The sequence below is a fragment of the Aminicella lysinilytica genome (assembly GCF_004362975.1).
Classification (GTDB): domain Bacteria; phylum Bacillota; class Clostridia; order Peptostreptococcales; family Anaerovoracaceae; genus Aminicella; species Aminicella lysinilytica.
The window spans coordinates 35400-58179 of the sequence record NZ_SNXO01000004.1 but is presented as its reverse complement, the minus strand read 5'-3'; the positions used below and the strand labels follow the sequence as shown (position 1 = coordinate 58179).

Below are 22780 nucleotides of genomic sequence, written 5' to 3'. Positions count from 1 at the left end.
TTATTATAGTATCAGTATATTGAAAAGTTAGGAGAGAACATGCTGGGGTACATAGTTACAGAGAGATCGGAACTGAAGGTCAGAGAGCTGGGCACGTATAACGGGTATTACTGCGGCCTGTGTAAGACCATTGGCAGGAATTACGGCCAGGTCCTGCGCAAAGGTCTCAGTTATGACATGGCGTTTATGGCTTTGTTTCTGGCATCACTTTCCGAAAGCGACGATGATATCCGCCTGGAGCACTGCGCCATGCATCACATTAAGAAACGTCCGGTCCTCTACGAGGAGCCGGCCCTGGTTTATGCGGCCGACATGATGATGATCCTGGGGTATGAAAACTTCCTCGACGACGTGCGAGACGGCGACAAAAGCAAAAGCAGCTTCACAGGAAAATTTTTGCGCAAAGCATATAATCAGGCCGCGGCCGCACACGGTGAGACCGGGTCGGCAGTCAGGCATTCCCTGGAGGAACTTTACAGGCGTGAGACCGAGGCAGACCGTAAGATTGAGACGAAGGCTGATTATTTTGGTCAGGTCATGGCCCGGGTGTTTGGAGATTATGCACCTGCGGCGGGGCAGAAGCGCGTGCTGGAGGATTTCGGCGACTATCTGGGACGGTGGATATATGTAACGGACGCCATGGACGATTACGTGGAGGACGCGGCTAAGCACAGATACAATCCGCTGAATCACGAGGATGACTCAAGGCCTCGGGAAATGGTGGCGTCAGGCGTAGAGGCAGTTCTGTATTACTATCTCGGTGAACTGACCAAAGCATACGATCTGCTTGATATAAAGAAGAATAAAGGAATAATAGATAACGTGATATATCTGGGGCTTCGGCGCAAGACCGACGAGGTACTCAGCGGGAAAGGAACGAAGGAAAATGGTAAACGATCCATATGAAATATTAGGAGTTAAACACGGCGCCTCTGAGGCGGAGATCAAGTCCGCTTACAGGGAGCTGGTGAAGAAATATCATCCTGACAAATATCAGGGGAATCCTCTGGCGGATCTGGCGGAGGAAAAGCTGCAGGAGGTCAATGAGGCCTACGATATGCTGACAAAGGGAAGCGCGGCTAATTACTCAGGCCCGGCTTACGGCAGTGCCGGCGGAGGTTACGCCAGCCAGCGTGACTACGGAGCAAAGGCCAAGACTTACAACGCCGTCAGGGCGGCTTTAGACAGAAATGATTTCTATACAGCGGAGCAGACTCTCATAAACGAGGCTGATCACGATGCGGAGTGGTTTTTCCTCAGCGGCGTTCTTTCCTTTAAGAAAGGATTCATTGCCGATGGCATAGCAAACGTAAAACAAGCGCTGGATATGGACCCGACCAACCCGGAATATCAGTCCATCTATCAGCAGATGAACAATTCGGGAAGTATCTTCAGGAACAGCTCCAACGCTCAGGGTTACGATCAGAAGGGGCAGTCAGCGGCTGACATGCTGGCATGTTCTATGATGCCTCTGTGCTGCTGCACGCCTTGCTAGATTATGTGCATATAGCTCATGAGTTCTTCTTCCATAAGACTGCGGTGGTGTTTGGTGTAAATCCCAGGAACGCCGCCTGTGTGGATCATGATGTAGTTCTCATTCTTGTTTAATTTACCGTCTTTGGCAAGTTTCATGATAGCATTGAAGGTTTTGCCTGTGTAGCACGGATCCAGGATGATGCCTTCTTTGCGGCCCATATAATATATGGCCTGGCGAACATCATCTACTGGATTATTGTAGCCGCCGTAATCGAAATCAGAATTAAGATCGAAGTCCTGCGCTTTCAAGTCGACCTTGAGACCGTAGGCTTTTTTTAGTCTGTCATAATAATCTGCGGCGAATTGGTGGATGTCATCCTTAGGGCTGATGCCGATACCTGTGACTTTCATATCGAGAGGTTCGTTGGCAATGGCTGCGGCAAGGCCAATGTATGTGCCCATACTGCCTACGGTGGTGATAATGTGGACATTGTCCAGTTTCATTTCCTTTACCTGATCTGCCATTTCCAGAGCGCAATCGTAATAGCCTAGAGCGCCCAGTTCGTTTGAACCGCCCAAAGGAATGAAGTAGACCTTCTCGCCCTTTGCTGTCCATTCGTCTGTTACTTTTGCAACTGCTTTCTTGAGAAGCTGGCCTTCAGACCGTGTCTCGTCGTTTCTGACAAGGTAAACGGGGCAGCCCATGATGCCATCCAACAAAAGGTTGGCTGAGATCTCTCCGGGATATTCGTCCACTGCGACAATTGCGGCCTTCATGCCGAATTTGGCTGCAACGGCAGCTGTGAGCCTGCCGTGGTTAGTCTGAGCTCCGCCTACTGTCAGGAGCATGGTAGCGCCCTTATCCCGGGCGTCCTTAATAAAGTACTCCAGCTTACGCAGTTTGTTTCCGCCTGTTCCGTAGTTGGTCAGGTCGTCACGCTTCATATAAAGATTGATGCCCAGCTCACCGGAAACTGTGTTCAGCTTCTCGATGGGAGTCGGTACATTGATGAAACTGATTTTTTCTTTTCCTAAAGTCATATGTTGTTACCTCCATTTGTGTAGATAGATATGATAGTTAAATTATATAGCCGTAGTGGCGCCATTACAACCCTGATTATCTGCTGATTCTGTATTTGCATTATGATAGACGCTAATGTATAATGTTACCATTGATTACAGGAGGTAATATAATGGCATCACTTTGGGGCGGCAGATTCGAGAAGGACATGGACCAGATAGTCAAGGAGTTCAATGCGTCTATCGGATTTGACCAGCGTATGTATAATGAAGATATAGACGGCAGCATCGCTCACGTGACCATGCTGGGAGAGCAGGGCATCGTAACGAAGGCGGAAGCCGATGAAATAATCAGAGGTCTTGAGAAGATCAGGAAAGAGATAGCCAGCGGAGAGATCGTCTTCAACGTAGATGATGAAGATATCCATATGGGCATCGAGAGCAGACTGATCAAAGAAGTCGGCGAAGTAGGCAAGAAGCTCCACACATCCAGGAGCCGCAACGATCAGTGCCAGGTAGACGGGAGAATCTACCTGCGCAGGGAAATCAAAGAAATAATCGGAGAACTAAGCTATTTTGAAGAGGTCATCCTGGCCAAGGCAGAAAAGTATGCGGACTCTATAACCGTTGGATACACACACATCCAACATGCACAGCCTATTACACTTGGTTTTGTATTCATGGCATATTTTCAGATGTTCAAGAGGGACATACAGCGCCTGCAGGACACATTGGAGAGAATGAATCTTTCACCCCTTGGCGCCTGCGCACTGGCCGGCACGACTATGCCTATCAACAGACAGAGAACGGCCGAATTGCTTGATTTTGACGGGCCTACAGAGAACGCCATGGACAGCGTAAGCGACAGAGACTACGCCCTGGAATTCCTCAGCGACGCATCGATTTCCATGATGCACATGTCCAGATGGGCAGAAGAGTTCGCATGGTGGAACACCTCGGAATTCTCATTCATAGCCATAGACGATAGTTTTTGTACAGGCAGCAGCATAATGCCCCAGAAGAAAAACCCGGACATGGCCGAGCTCCTGAGAGGAAAAACCGGCAGAGTCTACGGCGACCTGATGCAGCTCCTGACCGTTATGAAAGGCACGCCACTGGCATACAACAAGGATTTCCAGGAAGACAAGGAAGGCCTTTTCGACGCCATCGACACATGGAAGGCCTGCGTGCAGATTTTCGCCAGGATGCTTGAAAAGACAGAATTCCGCATGGATATGATAGAAAAACAGCTGGGCAAGGGATTCCTCAACGCCACAGACATTGCGGAGCATTTCGCCAAGCAGGGCATACCATTCCGTGAGGCACATTCCATCGTTGGACAGATGGTCAAAGCCTGCGAAAACAAAGGGTGCGATTTTGACGGTCTGACAGATTCAGACCTTACATCTATAGATAATCGTGTGACAAAGGAAATGCTGGGAGATATCAGCATCAAGGCCTGCGTCGACGCGAGAAAGTCCTTCGGCGGCACAGCTCCGTCAGAGGTAAGACGGCAGATCCGAGTAGGCACAGAGTGGCTTAAGGGAATCAGAAAGGAATAATCAACATGGACAAAAATGAACTAGCGATCAAATTGCACGCAGAATGGAAGGGCAAACTTTCCATCGAGAGCAAGGCACCTATTACCAACAAGGAGGAAATGGCCATCGCCTACACTCCCGGCGTAGCGGCACCCTGTCTCGAGATCGAAAAGAACGAAGAACTTGCTTACACTTACACGGGCAAAGGCAACACTGTAGCTGTAATCACTGACGGAACGGCGGTCCTGGGCCTGGGCGACATCGGACCTTCGGCAGGCATGCCTGTAATGGAGGGCAAATGTGCTCTGTTTAAGGTATTCGCAGGTATCGACGCCATTCCTATCTGTATCAACAGCAAGGATCCTGAGGTCATAATTCAGACGGTATATAACATTTCCAAGAGCTTCGGCGGCATCAACCTGGAGGACATCAGCGCTCCGAGGTGCTTCGAAATCGAGCAGAGACTCATAGAAATGTGCGACATACCTGTCTTCCACGATGACCAGCACGGCACGGCAATCATCACCAGCGCAGCTATTATCAACGCTCTGAAGGTAACGGGCAAGAAGGCCGGTGAACTGAAGATAGCTATCAGCGGCGCAGGTTCGGCCGGCATATCCATCGCTAAGATGTTCATGAGGCTGGGCTTCGGAGAGATCATTCTGGTCGGCAGCCACGGCACCATATACGACGGCGCTCCGTACAACAATCCGGAGCAGCAGAAGATGGCCAAGATCACTAACAAAAATAAGCTTGTAGGGACTCTGGCTGACGCTATGAAGGGGGCTGATGTTCTCATCGGCGTGTCCAAGCCGGGCATCGTCACCCAGGACATGATCCGCGGCATGGCCAAGGATCCGATAGTGTTCGTCATGTCAAATCCTGTTCCAGAGATCATGCCTGATCTGGCAAAGGAAGCAGGAGCGGCAGTTGTAGGAACCGGACGTTCGGATTTCCCTAATCAGGTGAACAATGTAATCGCATTCCCTGGAATATTCAGAGGAGCCCTGGACTGCAGAGCCCCGAGAATAACTGAGGAAATGAAAGAGGCTGCGGCTCGTGCCATAGCGGGAGTAATCCCTGATGACGAGTTGAGACCTGACTATGTTCTGCCTGACGGATTCAATCCGCTGGTAGTTAAGAGCGTAGCTGAAGCCGTAATGGAAGCCGCTAAAAAGAAATAGTAAAAGTTTACAGAAAAGAGGAGTCATGGCTGATTACAGAATAGAACATGATACTATGGGAGAGGTAAAGGTACCTGCAGATAAATACTGGGGAGCCCAGACGGAGAGAAGTTTCGAGAATTTCAAGATCGGGGATCACAGGATGCCGGGTGAGATAATCCGTGCCTTTGGCGTATTGAAAAAGGCTGCGGCACTGGCCAATGAAAAACTCGGGACCATAGACGCTGAAAGGGCTGAGCTCATAAGCAGTGTCTGCGACGAGGTGATTTCCGGCAAACTTGACGGAAATTTTCCGCTGGTAATTTATCAGACGGGAAGCGGCACTCAGTCAAATATGAATATGAACGAGGTCGTTGCCAACAGAGGCAACGAGATAGCCGGCAGGAAACTGCTCCATTCCAACGACCACGTCAATAAATCACAGAGCTCCAACGATACTTTTCCGACAGCCATGCATATTGCGGCAGTCGTTGCAGTAGAGGACAGACTTCTGCCTGCCATTAATCAGCTGCGAGACACTTTCAAAGGTCTGGAGGATTCCTATATGGATATCGTCAAGACCGGCCGCACTCATTTACAGGATGCTACGCCTCTGACTCTCGGACAGGAAATAAGCGGTTGGAGATCCATGCTTGATCACGACTATGAAATGATAGAGAAATCTATCAGCAGCCTACACGAGCTGGCCCTTGGCGGTACGGCCGTAGGCACCGGCCTCAACGCCCACAAAGACTTCGGCAGAGAGTCCGCCGCCGAGATAAGCAAGATCACCGGCAAACCTTTTGTTACAGCGGAGAATAAATTCCACAGCCTCACCAGCAAAGACGGCCTCGTCTACGTTCACGGCGCCATGAAAGCTCTGGCGGCAGATCTTTTGAAGATCGCCAACGATGTCAGATGGCTGGCTTCGGGACCGCGGTGCGGCATTGGCGAAATCGCCATACCGGAAAACGAGCCGGGCAGTTCTATCATGCCGGGCAAAGTGAATCCTACCCAGTGCGAGGCTCTGACTATGGTCTGCGTCCAGGTCATGGGTAACGACGTGACAGTTGGCATCGCTGCGTCTCAGGGGAATTTCCAGCTGAACGTGTTCATGCCTGTTATGATATATGATTTTCTTGAATCAGCGAATTTACTGGCCGACGCCATGGACTCCTTCAGGAAAAACTGCGCATCGGGCATAGAACCGAACCGTGAGAAAATCGAAAAAAACATGGAGAAATCTCTCATGCTGGTTACGGCTCTGAATCCGCATATCGGCTATGAGAATTCTGCTAAGATAGCCAAACTGGCTCACAAGGAGAATATCACTCTGAAGCAGGCCGCCGTGAAACTTGAGCTGGTAACGGCGGAGGACTTCGATGCCTGGGTAGTGCCGGGAAATATGGTTTGATGACCATTGACTTTAACTGTGAAATAGATTATGATTAACTGAGTTAAATATTGATTTCGTGTTCTCCGTATCTCAGGATGCGGGGCTGAGAGGGAAGCAGGTCAGAATCCTGCGCGGTACCGCCACTGTAGTTGGTAGTTTCATTCCGGGCCTTGGGGCCATCCACTGACATTCGTTGGGAAGGAGGGATGAAGCAATGATCCATGAGCCAGGAGACCTGCATGAAAGTGTCCTTTTGCGAACGGGTAATTCGGTACAGGATTTATAAGACAGTAAATACGGGCTGTGACATTTGTCACAGTCCATTGTTTTATCTTGGGAGGAAAGTATGAGAAACAAATTGCGCATAGTAATGCTTGCGGCCATAGTTGCTGTGACCATGCTGGTGCCTGCGGGAGTCTTTGCGGGGACTACGGCGGCGGCTACTCCTGATGCTATCGGTACAACGGGCATCAAATGGCAGAAGAGCCTTGGAACAGGCTGGTCAAGCGCGCCTACGCCACCTGCGCTTATTGGCGGATCCATATATGTGGGTGCCGGTGATAAGGTTTACAAAATGAACAAGGATACGGGCAAGCAGGAGGCAGTCAGCAAATCCATAGGCGGAACAGTCGGCTATGCCATGATGCCTGTCATAAGCGACGGCAATGGCTATATCTATGTGTCCACTGTCAAATGCCAGATAGTTAAACTGAAGGCTTCTGATCTGTCTATTGTATGGAAGAGTACGGAGACCTTCGACGGTCAGAACGTGTGCCCGGTCGAATACATAGACGGCAGAGTTTACAGCGGAACCTGGGGAGATGACAATGACGGCGGAACATTTTTCTGCATCGATGGATCCACAGGGAAAACCATATGGAAGAAATTTGACTCTGAGGGTTACTACTGGGCCGGCGCAGCTAAGCTCGGCGACAGAATAATCTTCGGCAGCGATAATAAGACATTGTATTCTGTTGCGGCGGATGCCAAGAACACCAGCAGCATCAAATCTCTGACATTGAAATATAATGTCAGATGTGTGCCTGCTGTAAGTGGTAATTACGCATATTTCACGACGACCAGCGCTACAGTTATGAGCAGTTCTGCCACAGAGGGGAAATTATATAAGGTGTCTCTGGCCAGTGACGGAACGCCTGAGAAAGTAACTGACTACGACTTCGGCTCGTCATCATGCAGCCCGGTCATCAGCGGTGACAGGATATACGTTGGAGGCAATAAGGGCAAACTTTCCGCTTTCGATACTGATCTGAATCAGAAATGGACGACGACGACCAACGGCGGTGAGATCAAAGGCGACATCCTCGTATCCACCGGTACGGCCGGCAAGGTCAGCATCTACAGCACGGGCAATAACGGCGTAGGCGGCATCTACTGCGTACAGGCCGATGCAAATGGCAGCAAACTGACTGAGGGCATGACTTTTGTTCCTCAGCACAGACAGTACTGCATATCGCCTGTTACGGCTGGCGACGACGGCACACTCTATTACAAAAACGACTCTGGCTATATAATGGCTGTCAACGGCGTCTCGGACTCGTCGGCAGTGTCAGCCAAGGCAACATCCACGGGATATCAATCAGTGAAAGTCCTTTGGAATAATAAAGCCAACGCCACTGCCTACACAGTCTACAGAAGCACCGACGGCAAGACTTTTGTTAAAGTCAGTACCATAGACGTGAGCAAGGTCAATTACGACTTCGGATACAATACGACATTTTACAACGAAAAAGGCCTGACTACAAACAAGGCCTACTACTATAAAGTCACGGCCACGCTGCTGGACGGCAGCACGACCGCGGCGGCTACAGCTTCCAAAGTCCGGCCGGTACCGGCGTCCGCCAAAGTATCAACGACGGCAGGATCCGGGAAGATAACGGTCAGATGGGGCAAGGTAACGGGAGCGGGCGGCTACTGCGTTTACAGGGCCACATCCAAGAGCGGGTCATATAAAAAGGTCAAGACAATGACCGGCACCAGATTCGTTAACACCAAGCTGAAGAAGGGCAGGACTTACTATTATAAAGTCAAAGCTTACAGAACGGTAAGCGGCAAGAAAGTCTTCGGAGGCTGGTCAAATATAAGCTATAAAAAAGTTAAATAATTATTATGAGGAGGATATCAATCAATGAAAAAGTTTTCTAAAGTATTGATCGTGACTATGGCGCTGACCCTGGTTATGGCATTCATGCCGACTATGGCTTTCGCTGATGACACGACTACAACGACAGACGCAACTACTACGGCTACAGTCAAGGTGACTTTCACAGCTTCGACTCCGACAGGATTCGATATGATCAACAAGACTATTACAGCAACAAGCAATCTTGCAGAGACATATTTCCCTGCAATTGCCAAGAACGAAGTTTCAGGGCAGGTTTCAATGCTGGATGTGCTGGTAGCAGCACATATTGCCAAATATGGAGAAGAAGCATTCAAGACAGATCCGGAAGTTTTTATGGGTATCATCGACAGCACTTATGGTACATCCATGACTAAGCAGTTCGGTCATAAGGTGGTCGGAATCTATACTATCAATAATAAGATGCCAGCTACGGGCGTGTCATCAACAACAGTAGAGAACGGACAGAACATTAAAGTCTGCTCATATGCTGATTCGGATTCGGGCTATTCGGCTCTTATGAGTTACTTCAATAAGGAAACTTATTCTGCTAAAGCAGGCAAGGCATTCAGCGTTAAGATAACTGCAGCAGGTTCAGATCCTATGACTTATGTTCAGACAGCGGTTACGCCAAACAAGAGTGTTATTCAGACTGTAAATGCTACTACAGGCTCTTTGAAGGCAACAAGCTATAAGACGAATACCAAGGGAATCGCAAGCGTCAAATTCAGCAAACCTGGTACATATTACATTTCAGCTAAAGGCACTGTAACTTATACAGGCTGGGCAGGAAAGACTACAGCAAGCATCATGGCTCCTATGGCTAAAGTCAAAGTTGGTCTGAGCACACCGTCTGCCAAGGCTTCCGCTAAGACTAAGTCCAGCGTCAGGATTTCATGGAAGAAGATCACAGGGGCTTCCAAGTACAAAGTTTACAGAGCTACTAAGAAGACCGGCACTTACAAGTGCGTCAAGACAACGACTAAACTTTCATTGACAAACAAAGGTCTGAAGAAGGGCCAGCATTACTACTACAAGGTAATAGCAGTAAATGGTTCACATATCAGCGCTTTCTCGAAAGTAGTTGTTAAATAGTTGAATCTTATAAAGGCACGCCGCGGCGTGCCTTTTTTCTTTGAACGAATAATTCGCCGAACTGCAATTGTCATGGTGCCTGACATGTTGTATAATAGCAACATGTTGAAAAAGTATCTATCGGGCAACGCCAGCCCGCAGTTAATTGAATACCTGAAGGACTACGATTTCAGATTTGTGGATTCACAGGATATAGTAAGCAGCGGCATATCGGACCATGCCGACGTTTTTTATTGTCGTCTTGGCTGCCGGGATGAAGCGGAAGTCCTTGCGGCGGAGCCGACTGAACTTGCGCCCGGCTATCCGGAAGAAGCGGCTTTCAACGCTGCCTGCACAGGCAGATATTTCATACACAAAACAGACATCACTTCGCCCAGGTTGCTTGCCGCAGCAAAGGCGGCCGACATGGAGCTCATCGACGTGCGCCAGGGCTACTGCAAATGCAGCACTGTAATAGTTGATGAAGAATCCATAATCACATACGATAAAGCTATCGCCGCACCTTGTCAGGCGGCGGGAATGTCGGTGCTTCTGGTATCGCCGGGCCATGTGAAACTCAGAGGATACGACACAGGCTTCATCGGCGGAGCAAGCGGCCGATGCGGCGGCGAGATCATATTCAACGGCGATCTGACAGCTCACCCTGACCATGAAAACATAATCGAATTCATCAAGAGCCGAGGTCTTACATGCCGTTGGTTCAGCGATTACCCACTTACAGACATAGGAAGTATAATATGAAAACACACGCAATAATACCCATATTCATTCCACATAAAGGTTGTCCGCATAACTGCATTTTCTGCAATCAGAAGAAGATAACAGCCCACATTGCGCCGGTAACGGCAGATGATGTGGTCGAGACGATCGAGACATGGCTTACGACATTAAGCCATGTGAAGACAGTGGAAATAGCTTTTTACGGCGGCAGTTTCACGGCGATCCCAATGGAAGATCAGACAGCATACCTGAAGATAGCCAAGAGATACAAGGATGCCGGCAAGGTGAACAAGATACATCTGTCTACCCGGCCCGACGCCATAAACAAAGAGATACTTGACAATCTTCGCGCCTACGGCGTCGACACTATCGAGCTGGGCGTCCAGTCATTTGATGACAGGGTGCTGAAACTTTCCGGCCGCGGACATGATTCTGCTATCGTATATAAAAGTTCTAAAATGATCCAGGATTACGGATTTGAGCTGGGCATACAACTGATGATAGGCCTGCCGGGGGATTCCATGGAAACATGTATTTATTCGGCAAAAGAGACAGTGAAAATCGGACCGGAGCTGGCCCGACTTTATCCGACAATAGTCATAGAAGATACGGAATTATTCGAACAATACAAACGTGGCGAATACAAACCATTGTCTCAGGATGAGGCTGTGGAACGCACTAAAGAAATGTACAAGATCCTGCAGAAGGCAGGCATCAACATAATCCGCGTAGGCCTCAAGAGCAGCGACATTATCAATGAAAACGGGGACATAGACGGAGGCACATTTCATCCGGCATTTCGTCAGCTGGTCGAAGGTGCCATCGCCAGGGAAAAACTTGAGAGTCAGCTGCAGGCGGAAGCCGGCGTTGCCCGGAGGGCGGAACTTACCGGACGGGCCGGAACTGCCAGGTCACCTTTTGTGCAGGAGGAAAGAGAAAAAGTCGACTTTTTTAGTAATTCGCGCAACTTTTCCAACATGATAGGAAATTCCGGACGAAACAAGGAATATTTCCTTGAAAACTACCGGCAGTATGACATATTATATAGAGTGGATAACGGATTGAAAGACGGCGAGTACGCCGTAATAATAAAGAATGGAGACTAACACAATGAACGAAACGCAGAAAGCAGTAGTTACAGTTATCGGCAAGGACATGGTTGGAATTTTGTCCAAAGTATCTGCGGCAGTGGCAGATGCCAACGCCAACGTGCTGGAAATGACACAGTCCATCCTGGACGGGTATTTTTGCCTGATCATGATTCTGGACATCACCAAATCGGATAAGACCATCGAAGAACTCAGAGAAATCATCGGCGGCAGGGTGCCTGACATGGTGGTGCACGTAATGCATGAAAATATTTTCGACGCGATGCACAGGATCTAAGGGGGTTTCAGATTATGCTTAATACCAGCGACATTATGGAAACTATCACTATGATCCAGGACGAAAATCTGGACATACGTACAATAACGATGGGAATATCTCTGATCGATTGTGCTGATACAGATATCGACAAGTCATGCCAGAAAGTTTATGATAAAATTTATTCTCACGCTAAGGATCTGGTCAAGACCGGCGAATTTATCGAGAAGAAATATGGCATTCCTATCGTCAACAAAAGAGTCTCTGTTACGCCTATTGCCCTGCTTTGCGGCGTCAGCGGCGGAGATCCGGTGAAGTACGCCAAGACCTTGGACAAGGTCGCCCACGACATCGGCATCAATTTCATCGGCGGTTATTCGACACTGGTCCAGAAGGGCTTCAGCGCAGGCGATATGGAGCTCATCGAGTCTATACCTCGCGCTCTGTCGGAAACTGAATTGGTTTGTTCATCGGTCAACGTCGGCTCGACTAAGGCCGGCATCAACATGGATGCAGTGAAGATCATGGGCCAGAAAGTTCGCGAGACAGCGGAATTAACAAAAGACAGGCAGTGCATCGGCGACGCGAAGCTGGTTGTATTTTGTAACGCGGTGGAAGACAATCCGTTCATGGCCGGCGCTTTTCACGGCGTCAGCGAGGCAGACTGCGTTCTCAGCGTAGGCGTTTCCGGGCCGGGAGTTGTACGCTCGGTTTTGTCGAAGATGCCTGAAGATGCTACCATGAATGAAATCGCAGAAGTCATCAAAAAGACTGCGTTCAAAATCACTCGCGTAGGGCAGCTTGCAGGAACTGAGGCGGCTGAAATGCTGGGCGTCAAGTTCGGTATCATAGATCTGTCTCTGGCGCCGACTCCGGCAGTTGGAGATTCGGTAGCTCATATACTGGAAGAAATCGGACTTGAACAGTGCGGAGCTCACGGAACTACGGCGGCTCTGGCAATGCTTAACGATGCAGTCAAGAAGGGTGGCCTTATGGCGTCATCCAGCGTCGGCGGTCTGTCGGGCGCATTCATTCCGGTAACTGAGGATGCAGGCATGATAGACGCGGCAAGAGCGGGCACCCTTTCAATAGAAAAACTAGAGGCTATGACGGCCGTTTGCTCTGTCGGCCTCGATATGATCGTTATCCCTGGAGATACGACGGCAGAAGTAATATCGGCAATAATCGCTGACGAAGCAGCAATCGGAATGGTAAATTCCAAGACGACGGCTGTCAGAGTGATCCCGGCCATCGGCCTTGCAGAAGGCGAGGAACTGGACTTCGGCGGACTTCTGGGCAGCGGCCCTGTCATGAAGGTACGCACCAAATCGCCGGCGAAGATGATCAACCGCGGCGGCAGGATACCTGCTCCGCTGCAGAGTTTGAAAAACTAAGGAGAAAAAATGTCTGAAGTAAGACTTGGAAAAACGGAAATAGTATCGGATAAAAATGGATTCGGCGCTTTGCCGATCCAGCGTATATCTTTTGATGAGGCAGAAAAGCTGATCCTGAAGGCCTACGATGCCGGCATTACATATTTCGATACTGCCAGATTCTACACCGATAGCGAGCAGAAACTCGGCCGGGCCCTGAAAGGCAAGCGTCATGACGTGACTATTGCCACCAAAACCATGTGCACCACAACGGAAGAATTCTGGGCACAACTTGATCAGTCGCTGACGGATCTGGACACGGACTATATAGATCTGTATCAGTTCCACAACCCTGATTTCTGCCCGAAGCCCGGCGACGGCTCCGGCCTGTATGAGGCTATGCTTGAGGCAAAGAAGCAGGGCAAGATCCTGCACATCGGAATCACCAATCATCGTCTGGCCATTGCTGATGAAGCTGTCGAATCAGGCCTTTACGAGACTATGCAGTTCCCGTTTTCCTATCTGGCAAGTCCTGAGGATCTGGCCCTGGCTGAGAAGTGCCGCGACCACGACATGGGATTCATTGCAATGAAGGCTCTCAGCGGCGGTCTGATCACGCGCGCTGACGTAGCCTACGCTTTCTGCGATAAATATGACTACGTGCTGCCTATCTGGGGCGTACAAAAAATGTCTGAGCTGGATGATTTCCTGGCCTGCGCAAAAAATCCGCCGGTTTATGATGGGGCGATGGAGGCTTTCGTTGCGAAGGAGCGTGAGCAGCTGGCGGGAGATTTCTGCCGTGGCTGCGGCTACTGTCTGCCTTGCCCGCAGGGAATCAATATCCCGGACTGTGCCAGAATGTCGCTTCTGATCCGCCGTGCTCCTATAGAGTTGTATATGAACGATGATTACCAGGCGCAGATGCAGCAGGTCAAAGAATGTATCCACTGTGATCAGTGCAATGGCCGTTGTCCATATGGACTGGATACGCCGGCACTGCTGGAGAAGAACCTGAAAGATTACGAACAGCAACTGGCCGCCCACCACTGACACTTAGCTAGTCCTCGTGCGCAGGGAGACCACAAGCTGTTTATGAAACCAAGAATAGAACACCACGCAAACTCGTTGAAGCGTGGAAGCCTCTGCGAGGCTTTAAAGGGTGAATGCGATGAGGAGATCATACTAGTATGGTTTCCTCATCGCATTCACCCTTTGCTTCAACTTCAGACAGTGCGTGGCGTTTGCTATTCTTGTCGTTTCATTTCACAGGTGGTTCCTCCTGCTCCTGCGGAAACGCTTACATGTCAGTGCTGGCGGCCTGGTTGAAAGAATCCCTGATTTTGGATTTACACTCAATGGACAGGCACATTACCAAAGGCTTGAACGATTCCGCAGTGACAAGTACAGCCATAGTCGCAAACGAGTGACAAGAACAGACAAATGTGTGGCACTGTCTGAGTTGAAACCCAAGGGTGCGAGCAGCAGACATATCATACTCGTATGATATGACAATGCGAGCACACTTGAAAGGAGACTGGCATCGATTAATACCAGTCTCCTTTAGTGGGTTTCAACGAGTTTGCCGCACATTCTGTTCTTGACGAGTGAGACTATATGGCTGTCGGCGACGAGGACAAACGAAGGTTTCGGAAGAATGCGCTATCTCTTATTGGAACGCCGCCATATCTTCTGCTTCTCCGCGTCGCGAATCAGATCCTCACGGAAAATCGGATCAGCGATATTGATCAGACCCTCGGCACGCTGCCATGTGGACATGCCCTCCATATTGAAAACGCCATATTCCGTAGCAACATAATACACCTCACTGCGGGGAGTAGTGATTATTTCACCGCAGAAACGAGGGAGAATATTGGAGTGGACATTGCCATCCTTGTCATGAAAAGTCGAAGACAGGCAGATGAACGACTTGCCGCCGCGGGCGAAAGAAGCCCCCTCCAGGAAGTCCAGCTGACCGCCGGTGCCGCTGATCTGGCGCATACCGGCACTCTCCGCATTTACCTGACCATAAAGATCTATGGAAATACAACTGTTTATAGATATCATATTATCTATCTCGCCAATGATACGCGGATCATTCACATAGGAAAGAGGGCAGGCGGCGATCATAGGATTATGGTCTATCCACTCATACAGCTCAGGAGAACCGATGACCATGCCAGTCACACCTTTGCCCGGCATGAGATTCTTATATTTGTTCGTGAGCTTTCCCCGCAGAGCCAGATTCATATATGCATCAGAACAGAGCTCCGTATGCATGCCAAGATCTCTGATATCGCTGTCAGCCAGCAGATCACCAAGGAGGTCTGGCATATTGCCGATGCCCAGCTGCACCGTGTCACCATTGCGAAAATACGGGAAGATATTTTTTGCTATAGCTATGTCAACATCCGTTGGCGTCCCTTTTGGCACAGGGGGAAATGGCGCGTGCTCGCCTTCAACGATCACATCCACATCAGTAATATGTATGGTCTCATCGAAACCGCCGTAGATCCAAGGCAGGTGCTCGTTGACCTCCAGGATCACGATGTCGGCCTCGCGGAGGATCTCCGCGGCCACGCCGGTCGTGACAGACATGTTGAAGAACCCGTGCTTGTCCATAGGCGGCACGCTCATCATAGCCACATTCAACTTCAAAAAGTGTTTGTAGTAGGCGGAGTTGTTGCGGAAGACCATGGGTATGAAGAAGGCTTCGCCGCGATCACAAAGTTTCCTCTCATAGGCTGAGCAATGCCAGGTGTTATAGGTGAAGTGTTCATGGGTTGAATCGCACTCGGCTACTTTGACAGGGCCGACGATCAGGTTGCCGCGGATGTTAACATCGTGGAGCTCGTCTTTGCGGGCTGCCAGTGCCGTGTCAAGAAGCTTCGGAAAACCCAGGGCGGAGGTGTAGTCCACCCAATCACCGTCATTTATCAGTTTTACTGCTTCCTCGGGAGTGCGCAGCTTTTGCTTATATTCATCTTTAAAATCCATAACTCTCCTTTTAAGATTACATGTAATCCGTCAATATTTGTCTTTAGATTATAACAAAGGGTGGCTATAGTCAATAAATCTCAGGAAAAAACTCTGATAAAAGTGATTCTTACGAGGCCTTGGCTCCGCAGATTAATGGGCCTCTGCCCTTGAATTAGCCACGGCGATAGAGTATAATATTGCCATGGTCAACATTGGAAATGATTGGGACGAAGTCCTGAATGGAGAATTTGATAAGGAATACTATCAGAAGCTGAGACAGTTTCTCATAGGCGAGTACAGGACGAAGACTGTCTACCCGGATATGTACGATATTTTCAACGCGCTGAAGGCTGTGCCTTACAGTGATGTGAAGGTAGTCATACTGGGACAGGATCCATACCACGAGCCGGGACAGGCTCACGGCATGGCTTTTTCTGTAATGAAGGGCGTACAGCAGCCGCCATCTCTTGTGAACATATTCAAGGAGTTGCAGGAGGATCTCGGTATAGAACCGCCGCCTAAGGACGACGGCTATCTTATGGGCTGGGCGCAGGAAGGCGTGCTTCTGATGAACGCCGTGCTTACAGTCAGGGCTCATCAGGCAAATTCCCACAAAGGCAAAGGATGGGAGATCCTTACGGATCACATAATCGAAAAGCTCAACGACAGAGAGAAACCAATAGTTTTCATACTCTGGGGAGCCAATGCCAAGGCTAAGCGGGAGTTCATCACGAACCCGCAGCATCTGGTACTTACGGGGGCCCATCCGAGCCCGTTATCAGCCTACAATGGTTTCTTTGGAGGCAGATACTTTTCCAGGGCCAACGAGTTTTTAGTTAGTACCGGCCAGGGACCGGTCAATTGGGGCAGGAGGTAATCCATATGATAGCAGGAATAGTAATAGCAGTAATAGTCGCTATAATCGTAATATGGTTCATAGTTGCTTACAACGGATTTGTAAAGGCGAACAACAACGTTGAAGAAAGCTTCGCCACTATGGACGTTTATATGAAGAAAAGGTATGATCTGATACCTAATCTGGTTGAGACCGTCAAGGGATACGCCAAACACGAGTCAGAAACCTTTGCCAAGGTCACCGAAGCGAGGAATATGGCTCAGGGCGCAGACAGCATAGAGGGCAAGGTCCAGGGAGAGAACATGCTGACAGGAGCTCTGAAGAGCCTATTTGCCGTGGCAGAAGCCTATCCTGATCTGAAAGCCAATCAGAATTTCATGGATCTGCAGAAGCAGCTTCAGCAGGTTGAGCAGGACATTGCCAACGCAAGGAAATACTACAATGCTGTGGTTAAAATGTTCAACAATAAGTGTCAGATGTTTCCAAGCAATATAGTTGCAGGCATGTTCCACTATTCACCTAAGCAGATGTTCGAGGTGGAGAGCGAGGAAGAACGCCAGAACGTAAAGGTGGATTTCAATGCGTAAGACTACTATCAGGCCGTTAACAGCGGCCTTTGTTTTGTTAATAGCCATAATCATGGCCATGGCGATCTCTACGTCGGCAGTTTCGGCCGCTTCGGATTACACGACCAGTAATTTCAATGTCAACGCCGTAGTTACAGAGAACCACGTGATTCATATGACAGAGAAAATCACCGTTGATTTCACCGGTGAGCATCACGGCATAACCAGGTACATTCCCACTTCCGATAAGTATTACGCGATCCGGAACATAGAAGTGCCGGGCTATGAAAGCACCACGGGCTACGAGGCGGGCTACGGCTACAGTTACAAATACATCAGGATCGGATCGGAAGATGAATACCTGACGGGCGTTCACACTTATACGATAACGTACGATCTGGTTTGCTACCGAGACGAGTCTTCCACCGAAGACTACCTGTCTTTGGACCTTTTGCCCAACGGCTGGGACACGGCTATAGATCACGCAAGCCTTACGCTTACGATGCCGAAGACCATGGACTGGAGCCAGGCGAAGTTTTACGCCGGGTCTTATGGAACAAAGGGCAGCCTGTCGCCGTATTTTACCAAGTCGGTCAGCGGTAACAAGCTGACTATCACGGGCAAAAATGTGCCTGAGGAATATGGTGTCACAGTCAATTCGAATCTGAAGGAAGGCTACTGGGTAGATCCGGCCAACAGGGATTTCATGGGATACATAATGTGGATCCTTCTCATTGGCGTGCCTCTCCTTACATTGTTACTGTGGTTCCTGTTCGGCAGAGATCCGAAGATCATCAGGACCGTAGAATTCGATCCGCCGGAGGGCATGACGCCGGCAGAGATAGGATATATAATAGACGGAAAAGTCGACGACAGGGATATGTCTTCCATGCTCATGTATTTCGCCGAGAAGGGGTATATAGAGATCAGAGAGGTCAACAGAGGCTCCTTCCAGGTCACAAAACTGAAAGAAATGGATCCGTCGGAGAAGACCTTTGCAAAGACTATGTTTGAAGGACTGTTTTTCGATGGTGAGAAGGTAGACCTCTCAGATATGCCGGCTGAGTTCGGGATGACTCTGAGCGCTGCCAAGGAACAGCTGAGAGGACAATATGACGCCAAGACCAGGAAACTTTTCAGTACTGCGTCGAGCGTATGCAGAGTGATCGGTCAGTTACTCATGCTTCTGCCTGCCATTGCAGGACTGGCGCTGACGGCTCTGCAGGTGTATTCATTTGCAGGTCTGCTTTTGATAGTACCTACAGTCATATTGCTGCTCATAGGAATGCTCATTGTAATGTCCGCCTTTGACAAACACGATGCCAGAACCAGAGGCAAGAACACAGCTCTGTTCATAGGCGGGTTCATTCCTGTCATAGCAGGCACTGTACTTGCGTCCATGGGTACGGGCATGATGGCTTCAAGCTGGATACCTGGCGTGGCAGTATTCATATCTATGGCAATAACGTATTTCTTCGTTCTGATCATGAAAGCACGCACGGAAAAGAGCGCCGAGTGGCAGGGCAAGATTCTGGGCTTCAGAGATTTCATCAGAGATGCGGAGTATGACAAGCTGAAGGCTTTATCTGATGAAGATCCTGAGTACTTCTATAATGTTATGCCGTATGCTTACGTTATGGGCATGGAGACCAGATGGGCTAAGAAATTCGAGAATATCAATATCGCTCAGCCGGGCTGGTACAGTTCATATGACTCGGGCAGCTTCGTATTCACAGCTCTCTGGTATAGCAGTATGATCAACTCCTGCAGCAGAGATTTCAGCTCAGGATTTGCCAACGGCATAGCGCCGGCAGGTGATATAGGCGGCGGTCTCGGCGGCGGCATCGGAGGAGGCTTCGGTGGCGGCGGATTCTCCGGCGGAGGCTTCGGAGGCGGCGGCGGAGGCGCCTGGTAATGGAAAGCAGTATTACATTAGAGAAGTTTCGTGAGATCACGGCTGATATGATGGACGAACTTCCTGAGATATTTTTCAATGAACTTAATAATGGCGTGATCGTGCAGGATTACGCCAAACCCCATCCACAGCGGCTGGCAGATGATCTGTACATACTCGGCGAGTATCACAGGTCATCCAGCAGCGGACGGGGCATCGTCCTCTATTACGGGTCATTTGCCCGTATGTTTCCTTATTACGACGAGGAACAGATGACGGTCAAGGTGCGGGAAGTCCTGCGCCACGAATTCCGCCATCATCTGGAAGGCCTGTCAGGGTTGCGTGATCTGGAAGTTGAGGATGATATATTTTTGCGCAATTATCTGGATACTCATGGAAAATGATGATTTAAGGTATTGAACATAATGAGTATTTGTGATATTATAAGTTGTTAACTAAACACGATAAAGAGGAAAAAATTTATGGCAGAGAAACAAAAGATAATCAATATAGCTGTTATTGCCCACGTCGATGCGGGAAAGTCTACTCTGGTAGACGCTTTTTTAAATCAAAGCGGAGTATTCAGGGAAAACGAAGATGTAGTCGACTGTGTAATGGACAGTGATGACATAGAGAGGGAACGTGGTATTACGATCTACTCCAAGAATTGTTCTATAATGCATAACGGTGTAAAGATAAATATAGTCGATACGCCGGGACATGCGGACTTTTCATCGGAAGTAGAACGTATCATGAAGACTGTAGATACAGTCATCCTTCTGGTAGACTCCAGCGAGGGACCTATGCCGCAGACAAGGTTCGTCCTTTCCAAGTCTTTGGAACAGGGACTTAACCCGATCCTTCTGATCAATAAAATAGACAAGAAGGATTCCAGGATCGAGGAAGTTGTAGATGAGGTCTATGAGTTATTCATGGATCTGAACGCTAACGATGAACAGCTGGACTTCCCTATACTCTATGGTATTGCAAGACAGGGCATAGCAGTAAGGGATCCTAAGGAAGTCGAAGGACTTTCCGTTGGCGAAGGCAATAAGAAACTCAAGCATACGCCGGGAGGCCTGAACGATCTGGATATCACTCCACTCTTCGATACTATTGTCGAGCATTGTGATCCTTATCCGGATCTGAGAGAAGAACCTCTACAGATGCAGGTATCGACACTGGCCTATGACGAATACATTGGAAGACTTGGAATAGGAAGAGTCACCAAGGGCGTTATCAAAGAGAACCAGGTAGTGGCTGTTGCCAGAGAAGCAGGAGTCATAGAGACATGCAAGATAAATCAGATATTCGTATACAGAGGACTTAAGAGGATGCCTGTAGCTCAGGCAGAATGCGGAGACATCGTAGTAGTATCCGGAATACCTGATATATCCATAGGAGAGACTATCTGCGATCCTGATGATCCGCAGCCTATGGAAATGATACACATAGAAGAGCCTACTCTGTCCATGAATTTCATGGTAAACTCATCTCCTTTCGCAGGGAAGGTAGGAAAGTATGTAACTTCGAGGCATATAAGAGACAGATTGAACAAGGAACTGGAAGTCAATGTAGGTCTTCTGGTTGAAGACACCGATGCTACGGATTGCTTCAAGGTATCCGGCAGAGGCGAGCTGCATCTGTCCATACTTATAGAGAACATGAGAAGAGAAGGCTACGAACTGGCTGTATCCAAGCCGGAAGTCATCTTCCATAAGGATGAACATGGCAAGAAGATGGAGCCTATAGAGGAAGTCGTGATATCCGTACCGGATGAATATTCCGGTTCGGTAATATCCAAGTTGAATCAGAGAAAGGGCACTATGATGCAGATGTCCGGAGAGAACGGTTACTCAAGACTTGAGTATCATGTTCCTACCAGAGGCCTGCTGGGATACCGCTCCGAATTCATCAATGACACCAGAGGCGAAGGAAATATGGAACGACGCTTCTTTGATTTTGAGCCATACAAGGGCGACATACCGGGCAGAAGCAACGGCGTCGCCATAGCCATAGAAGAAGGCACCTGCACGCCATACGCTTTGTTCAATATAGGCGAGCGCGTTCAGATGTTCGTAGAGCCGGGCACCCACGTTTACGAGGGAATGATCGTAGGCATGAACTCCAGAGGCGAAGACATGGAAGTAAATCCGTGCAAAGCCAAGAAGGTCAGCAATATGAGAGCCGCAGGTTCAGACGATACTATCAAGCTGTCGCCTCCAAGGGTATTCAGCCTGGAGGAAGCTCTGGAATTCATAGCTGAAGACGAGCTGGTAGAAGTCACGCCTGACGATATCAGGCTGAGGAAGAAGCTCCTCCATGAGTTGGAGCGTAGAAGATACGGCAGGTAGGAGGTAATCGATGAACATACCTTTTATCAAAGAGAGCACATTGGAGACATTGGGGCTGGCTCTGATCATATTTCTGATCGGGTGGCTGCTCATAACGATAATCGTCCACATAACCAGGAAGGTGTTGAAAAAATCAACGCTGGATCCGTCGGTTTATGTGATTCTGATCAGAGTTGTGAGGATAACACTTTGGATACTTCTTATCCTGACTATAATGTCCACGCTGCATATAAAGATGGCACCTTTTGTGGCAGTACTTGCAACAGGAGGCGCGGCAATAGCCCTGGCATTGAAAGACAGTTTGGGAAATGTAGCCGGTGGTATAATACTACTATTCACCAAGCCCTTTGTGCAGGGTGATGAAATCGAAATGAACGGCATAGTGGGAGTAGTCGACCACATAGATCTGTTGACAACTACTATGCATACCTACGACAACCGCGAGATAATAATACCGAACGGTACAATTACCACATCGGTAGTGATCAACTCTACTAAGAGAGATATCAGGAGAGTCGATTGCACATTTCATATCGGATATGACGCCGATGTGGAAAAAGCGAAGGATATCCTGCGGGCTGTCGTCAGAGATGGACCTTTACTTCTGAACGAACCGGAGCCGTGGATAGGCCTTGACGATCTGGGCGATAGCGCCCTTAAACTTGATCTGAAGGTCTGGTGCGCAACCGAAAATCGTTTCGAAGTTAAAGTATATTTAGAGGAAACTGTTAAACGCAGATTTGAGGCAGAGGGAATCAGCATTCCGTATCCGAAGATAGATGTAAATCTATTGGACAGAGATGGGAAAAAGTAGTTTGCTTAGTAAATTTTAATTTTAAGTTTTT

The 22780-nt window shown here is 49.0% G+C and carries 20 protein-coding genes and 1 riboswitch; of the genes, 18 read left to right on the top strand and 2 right to left on the bottom strand.

Going from position 1 to position 22780, the window contains the following annotated elements; translation table 11 throughout:
• Positions 1–39 precede the first annotated feature (39 nt).
• Together EV211_RS01805 and EV211_RS01800 are read left to right on the top strand one after the other, a co-directional pair.
• Positions 40–906, top strand: a complete 867-nt coding sequence (locus EV211_RS01805; RefSeq protein ID WP_133527722.1) for a DUF5685 family protein — start codon at positions 40–42, stop codon at positions 904–906.
• Entirely contained in the window at positions 887–1495 is a 609-nt protein-coding gene (locus EV211_RS01800; protein WP_133527721.1) for a J domain-containing protein, read from the top strand. Before EV211_RS01805 ends, EV211_RS01800 begins: the two co-directional genes overlap by 20 nt.
• Here the strand turns inward: EV211_RS01800 and EV211_RS01795 are convergent.
• Positions 1492–2517, bottom strand: coding sequence for a 1-aminocyclopropane-1-carboxylate deaminase/D-cysteine desulfhydrase (locus EV211_RS01795; protein ID WP_133527720.1), 1026 nt, complete (start codon positions 2515–2517; stop codon positions 1492–1494). The two genes, EV211_RS01800 and EV211_RS01795, sit on opposite strands and share 4 nt — an antisense overlap.
• Positions 2518–2669: 152 nt before the next feature.
• On the opposite strand from EV211_RS01795, the gene argH reads away from it, so the two are divergent.
• The 10 genes from argH to EV211_RS01745 all read left to right on the top strand — a co-directional run bounded on the left by argH (position 2670) and on the right by EV211_RS01745 (position 14339).
• Positions 2670–4058 carry an argininosuccinate lyase gene (argH, locus tag EV211_RS01790; RefSeq protein ID WP_133527719.1) on the top strand — a complete coding sequence of 463 codons (1389 nt, stop codon included), beginning with the start codon at positions 2670–2672 and terminating at the stop codon, positions 4056–4058.
• A gap of 5 nt (positions 4059–4063) precedes the next feature.
• A complete protein-coding gene (locus EV211_RS01785) occupies positions 4064–5221 on the top strand; it encodes an NAD(P)-dependent malic enzyme (RefSeq protein WP_133527718.1) in 1158 nt (385 codons plus the stop codon).
• Between the two features lie 25 nt (positions 5222–5246).
• Complete coding sequence (fumC, locus tag EV211_RS01780) at positions 5247–6614, top strand: class II fumarate hydratase (protein WP_133527717.1); 1368 nt, start codon at positions 5247–5249, stop codon at positions 6612–6614.
• Between the two features lie 41 nt (positions 6615–6655).
• Positions 6656–6853: riboswitch (cobalamin riboswitch) on the top strand.
• A gap of 89 nt (positions 6854–6942) precedes the next feature.
• Positions 6943–8718 carry an outer membrane protein assembly factor BamB family protein gene (locus EV211_RS01775; RefSeq protein ID WP_133527716.1) on the top strand — a complete coding sequence of 592 codons (1776 nt, stop codon included), beginning with the start codon at positions 6943–6945 and terminating at the stop codon, positions 8716–8718.
• A gap of 24 nt (positions 8719–8742) precedes the next feature.
• Entirely contained in the window at positions 8743–9831 is a 1089-nt protein-coding gene (locus tag EV211_RS01770) for a fibronectin type III domain-containing protein (RefSeq protein WP_133527715.1), read from the top strand.
• A gap of 84 nt (positions 9832–9915) precedes the next feature.
• Positions 9916–10572 carry a DUF6873 family GME fold protein gene (locus EV211_RS01765; protein WP_166635333.1) on the top strand — a complete coding sequence of 219 codons (657 nt, stop codon included), beginning with the start codon at positions 9916–9918 and terminating at the stop codon, positions 10570–10572.
• On the top strand, positions 10569–11657 hold the full coding sequence (locus EV211_RS01760; RefSeq protein WP_133527713.1) for an elongator complex protein 3: 1089 nt from the start codon (positions 10569–10571) through the stop codon (positions 11655–11657). Before EV211_RS01765 ends, EV211_RS01760 begins: the two co-directional genes overlap by 4 nt.
• 4 nt (positions 11658–11661) lie before the next feature.
• The gene (locus tag EV211_RS01755; protein ID WP_133527712.1) at positions 11662–11937 is read left to right on the top strand and encodes an ACT domain-containing protein; all 276 of its coding nucleotides are present in this window, start codon (positions 11662–11664) and stop codon (positions 11935–11937) included.
• 14 nt (positions 11938–11951) lie between these two features.
• Positions 11952–13310 carry a PFL family protein gene (locus EV211_RS01750; protein WP_133527711.1) on the top strand — a complete coding sequence of 453 codons (1359 nt, stop codon included), beginning with the start codon at positions 11952–11954 and terminating at the stop codon, positions 13308–13310.
• 9 nt (positions 13311–13319) lie between these two features.
• A complete protein-coding gene (locus tag EV211_RS01745) occupies positions 13320–14339 on the top strand; it encodes an aldo/keto reductase (RefSeq protein WP_133527710.1) in 1020 nt (339 codons plus the stop codon).
• Positions 14340–14948: 609 nt separating this feature from the next.
• Here the strand turns inward: EV211_RS01745 and EV211_RS01740 are convergent.
• A complete protein-coding gene (locus EV211_RS01740) occupies positions 14949–16283 on the bottom strand; it encodes an acetyl-CoA hydrolase/transferase family protein (protein ID WP_133527709.1) in 1335 nt (444 codons plus the stop codon).
• Between the two features lie 184 nt (positions 16284–16467).
• On the opposite strand from EV211_RS01740, the gene EV211_RS01735 reads away from it, so the two are divergent.
• The 6 genes from EV211_RS01735 to EV211_RS01710 all read left to right on the top strand — a co-directional run bounded on the left by EV211_RS01735 (position 16468) and on the right by EV211_RS01710 (position 22749).
• Positions 16468–17142, top strand: a complete 675-nt coding sequence (locus EV211_RS01735) for a uracil-DNA glycosylase (RefSeq protein WP_133527708.1) — start codon at positions 16468–16470, stop codon at positions 17140–17142.
• Between the two features lie 5 nt (positions 17143–17147).
• Positions 17148–17708 (top strand): LemA family protein, encoded by a 561-nt coding sequence (locus EV211_RS01730; RefSeq protein WP_133527707.1) that lies wholly within the window; start codon positions 17148–17150, stop codon positions 17706–17708.
• Positions 17701–19602 carry a DUF2207 domain-containing protein gene (locus tag EV211_RS01725; RefSeq protein ID WP_133527706.1) on the top strand — a complete coding sequence of 634 codons (1902 nt, stop codon included), beginning with the start codon at positions 17701–17703 and terminating at the stop codon, positions 19600–19602. The genes EV211_RS01730 and EV211_RS01725 overlap by 8 nt, the downstream gene beginning before the upstream one ends.
• A complete protein-coding gene (locus EV211_RS01720) occupies positions 19602–19985 on the top strand; it encodes a metallopeptidase family protein (RefSeq protein ID WP_133527705.1) in 384 nt (127 codons plus the stop codon). Before EV211_RS01725 ends, EV211_RS01720 begins: the two co-directional genes overlap by 1 nt.
• Positions 19986–20063: 78 nt before the next feature.
• Positions 20064–21935 (top strand): translational GTPase TypA, encoded by a 1872-nt coding sequence (typA, locus tag EV211_RS01715; RefSeq protein WP_133527704.1) that lies wholly within the window; start codon positions 20064–20066, stop codon positions 21933–21935.
• A gap of 10 nt (positions 21936–21945) precedes the next feature.
• Positions 21946–22749 (top strand): mechanosensitive ion channel family protein, encoded by an 804-nt coding sequence (locus EV211_RS01710; RefSeq protein ID WP_133527703.1) that lies wholly within the window; start codon positions 21946–21948, stop codon positions 22747–22749.
• The last annotated feature ends 31 nt before the right edge of the window (positions 22750–22780 follow it).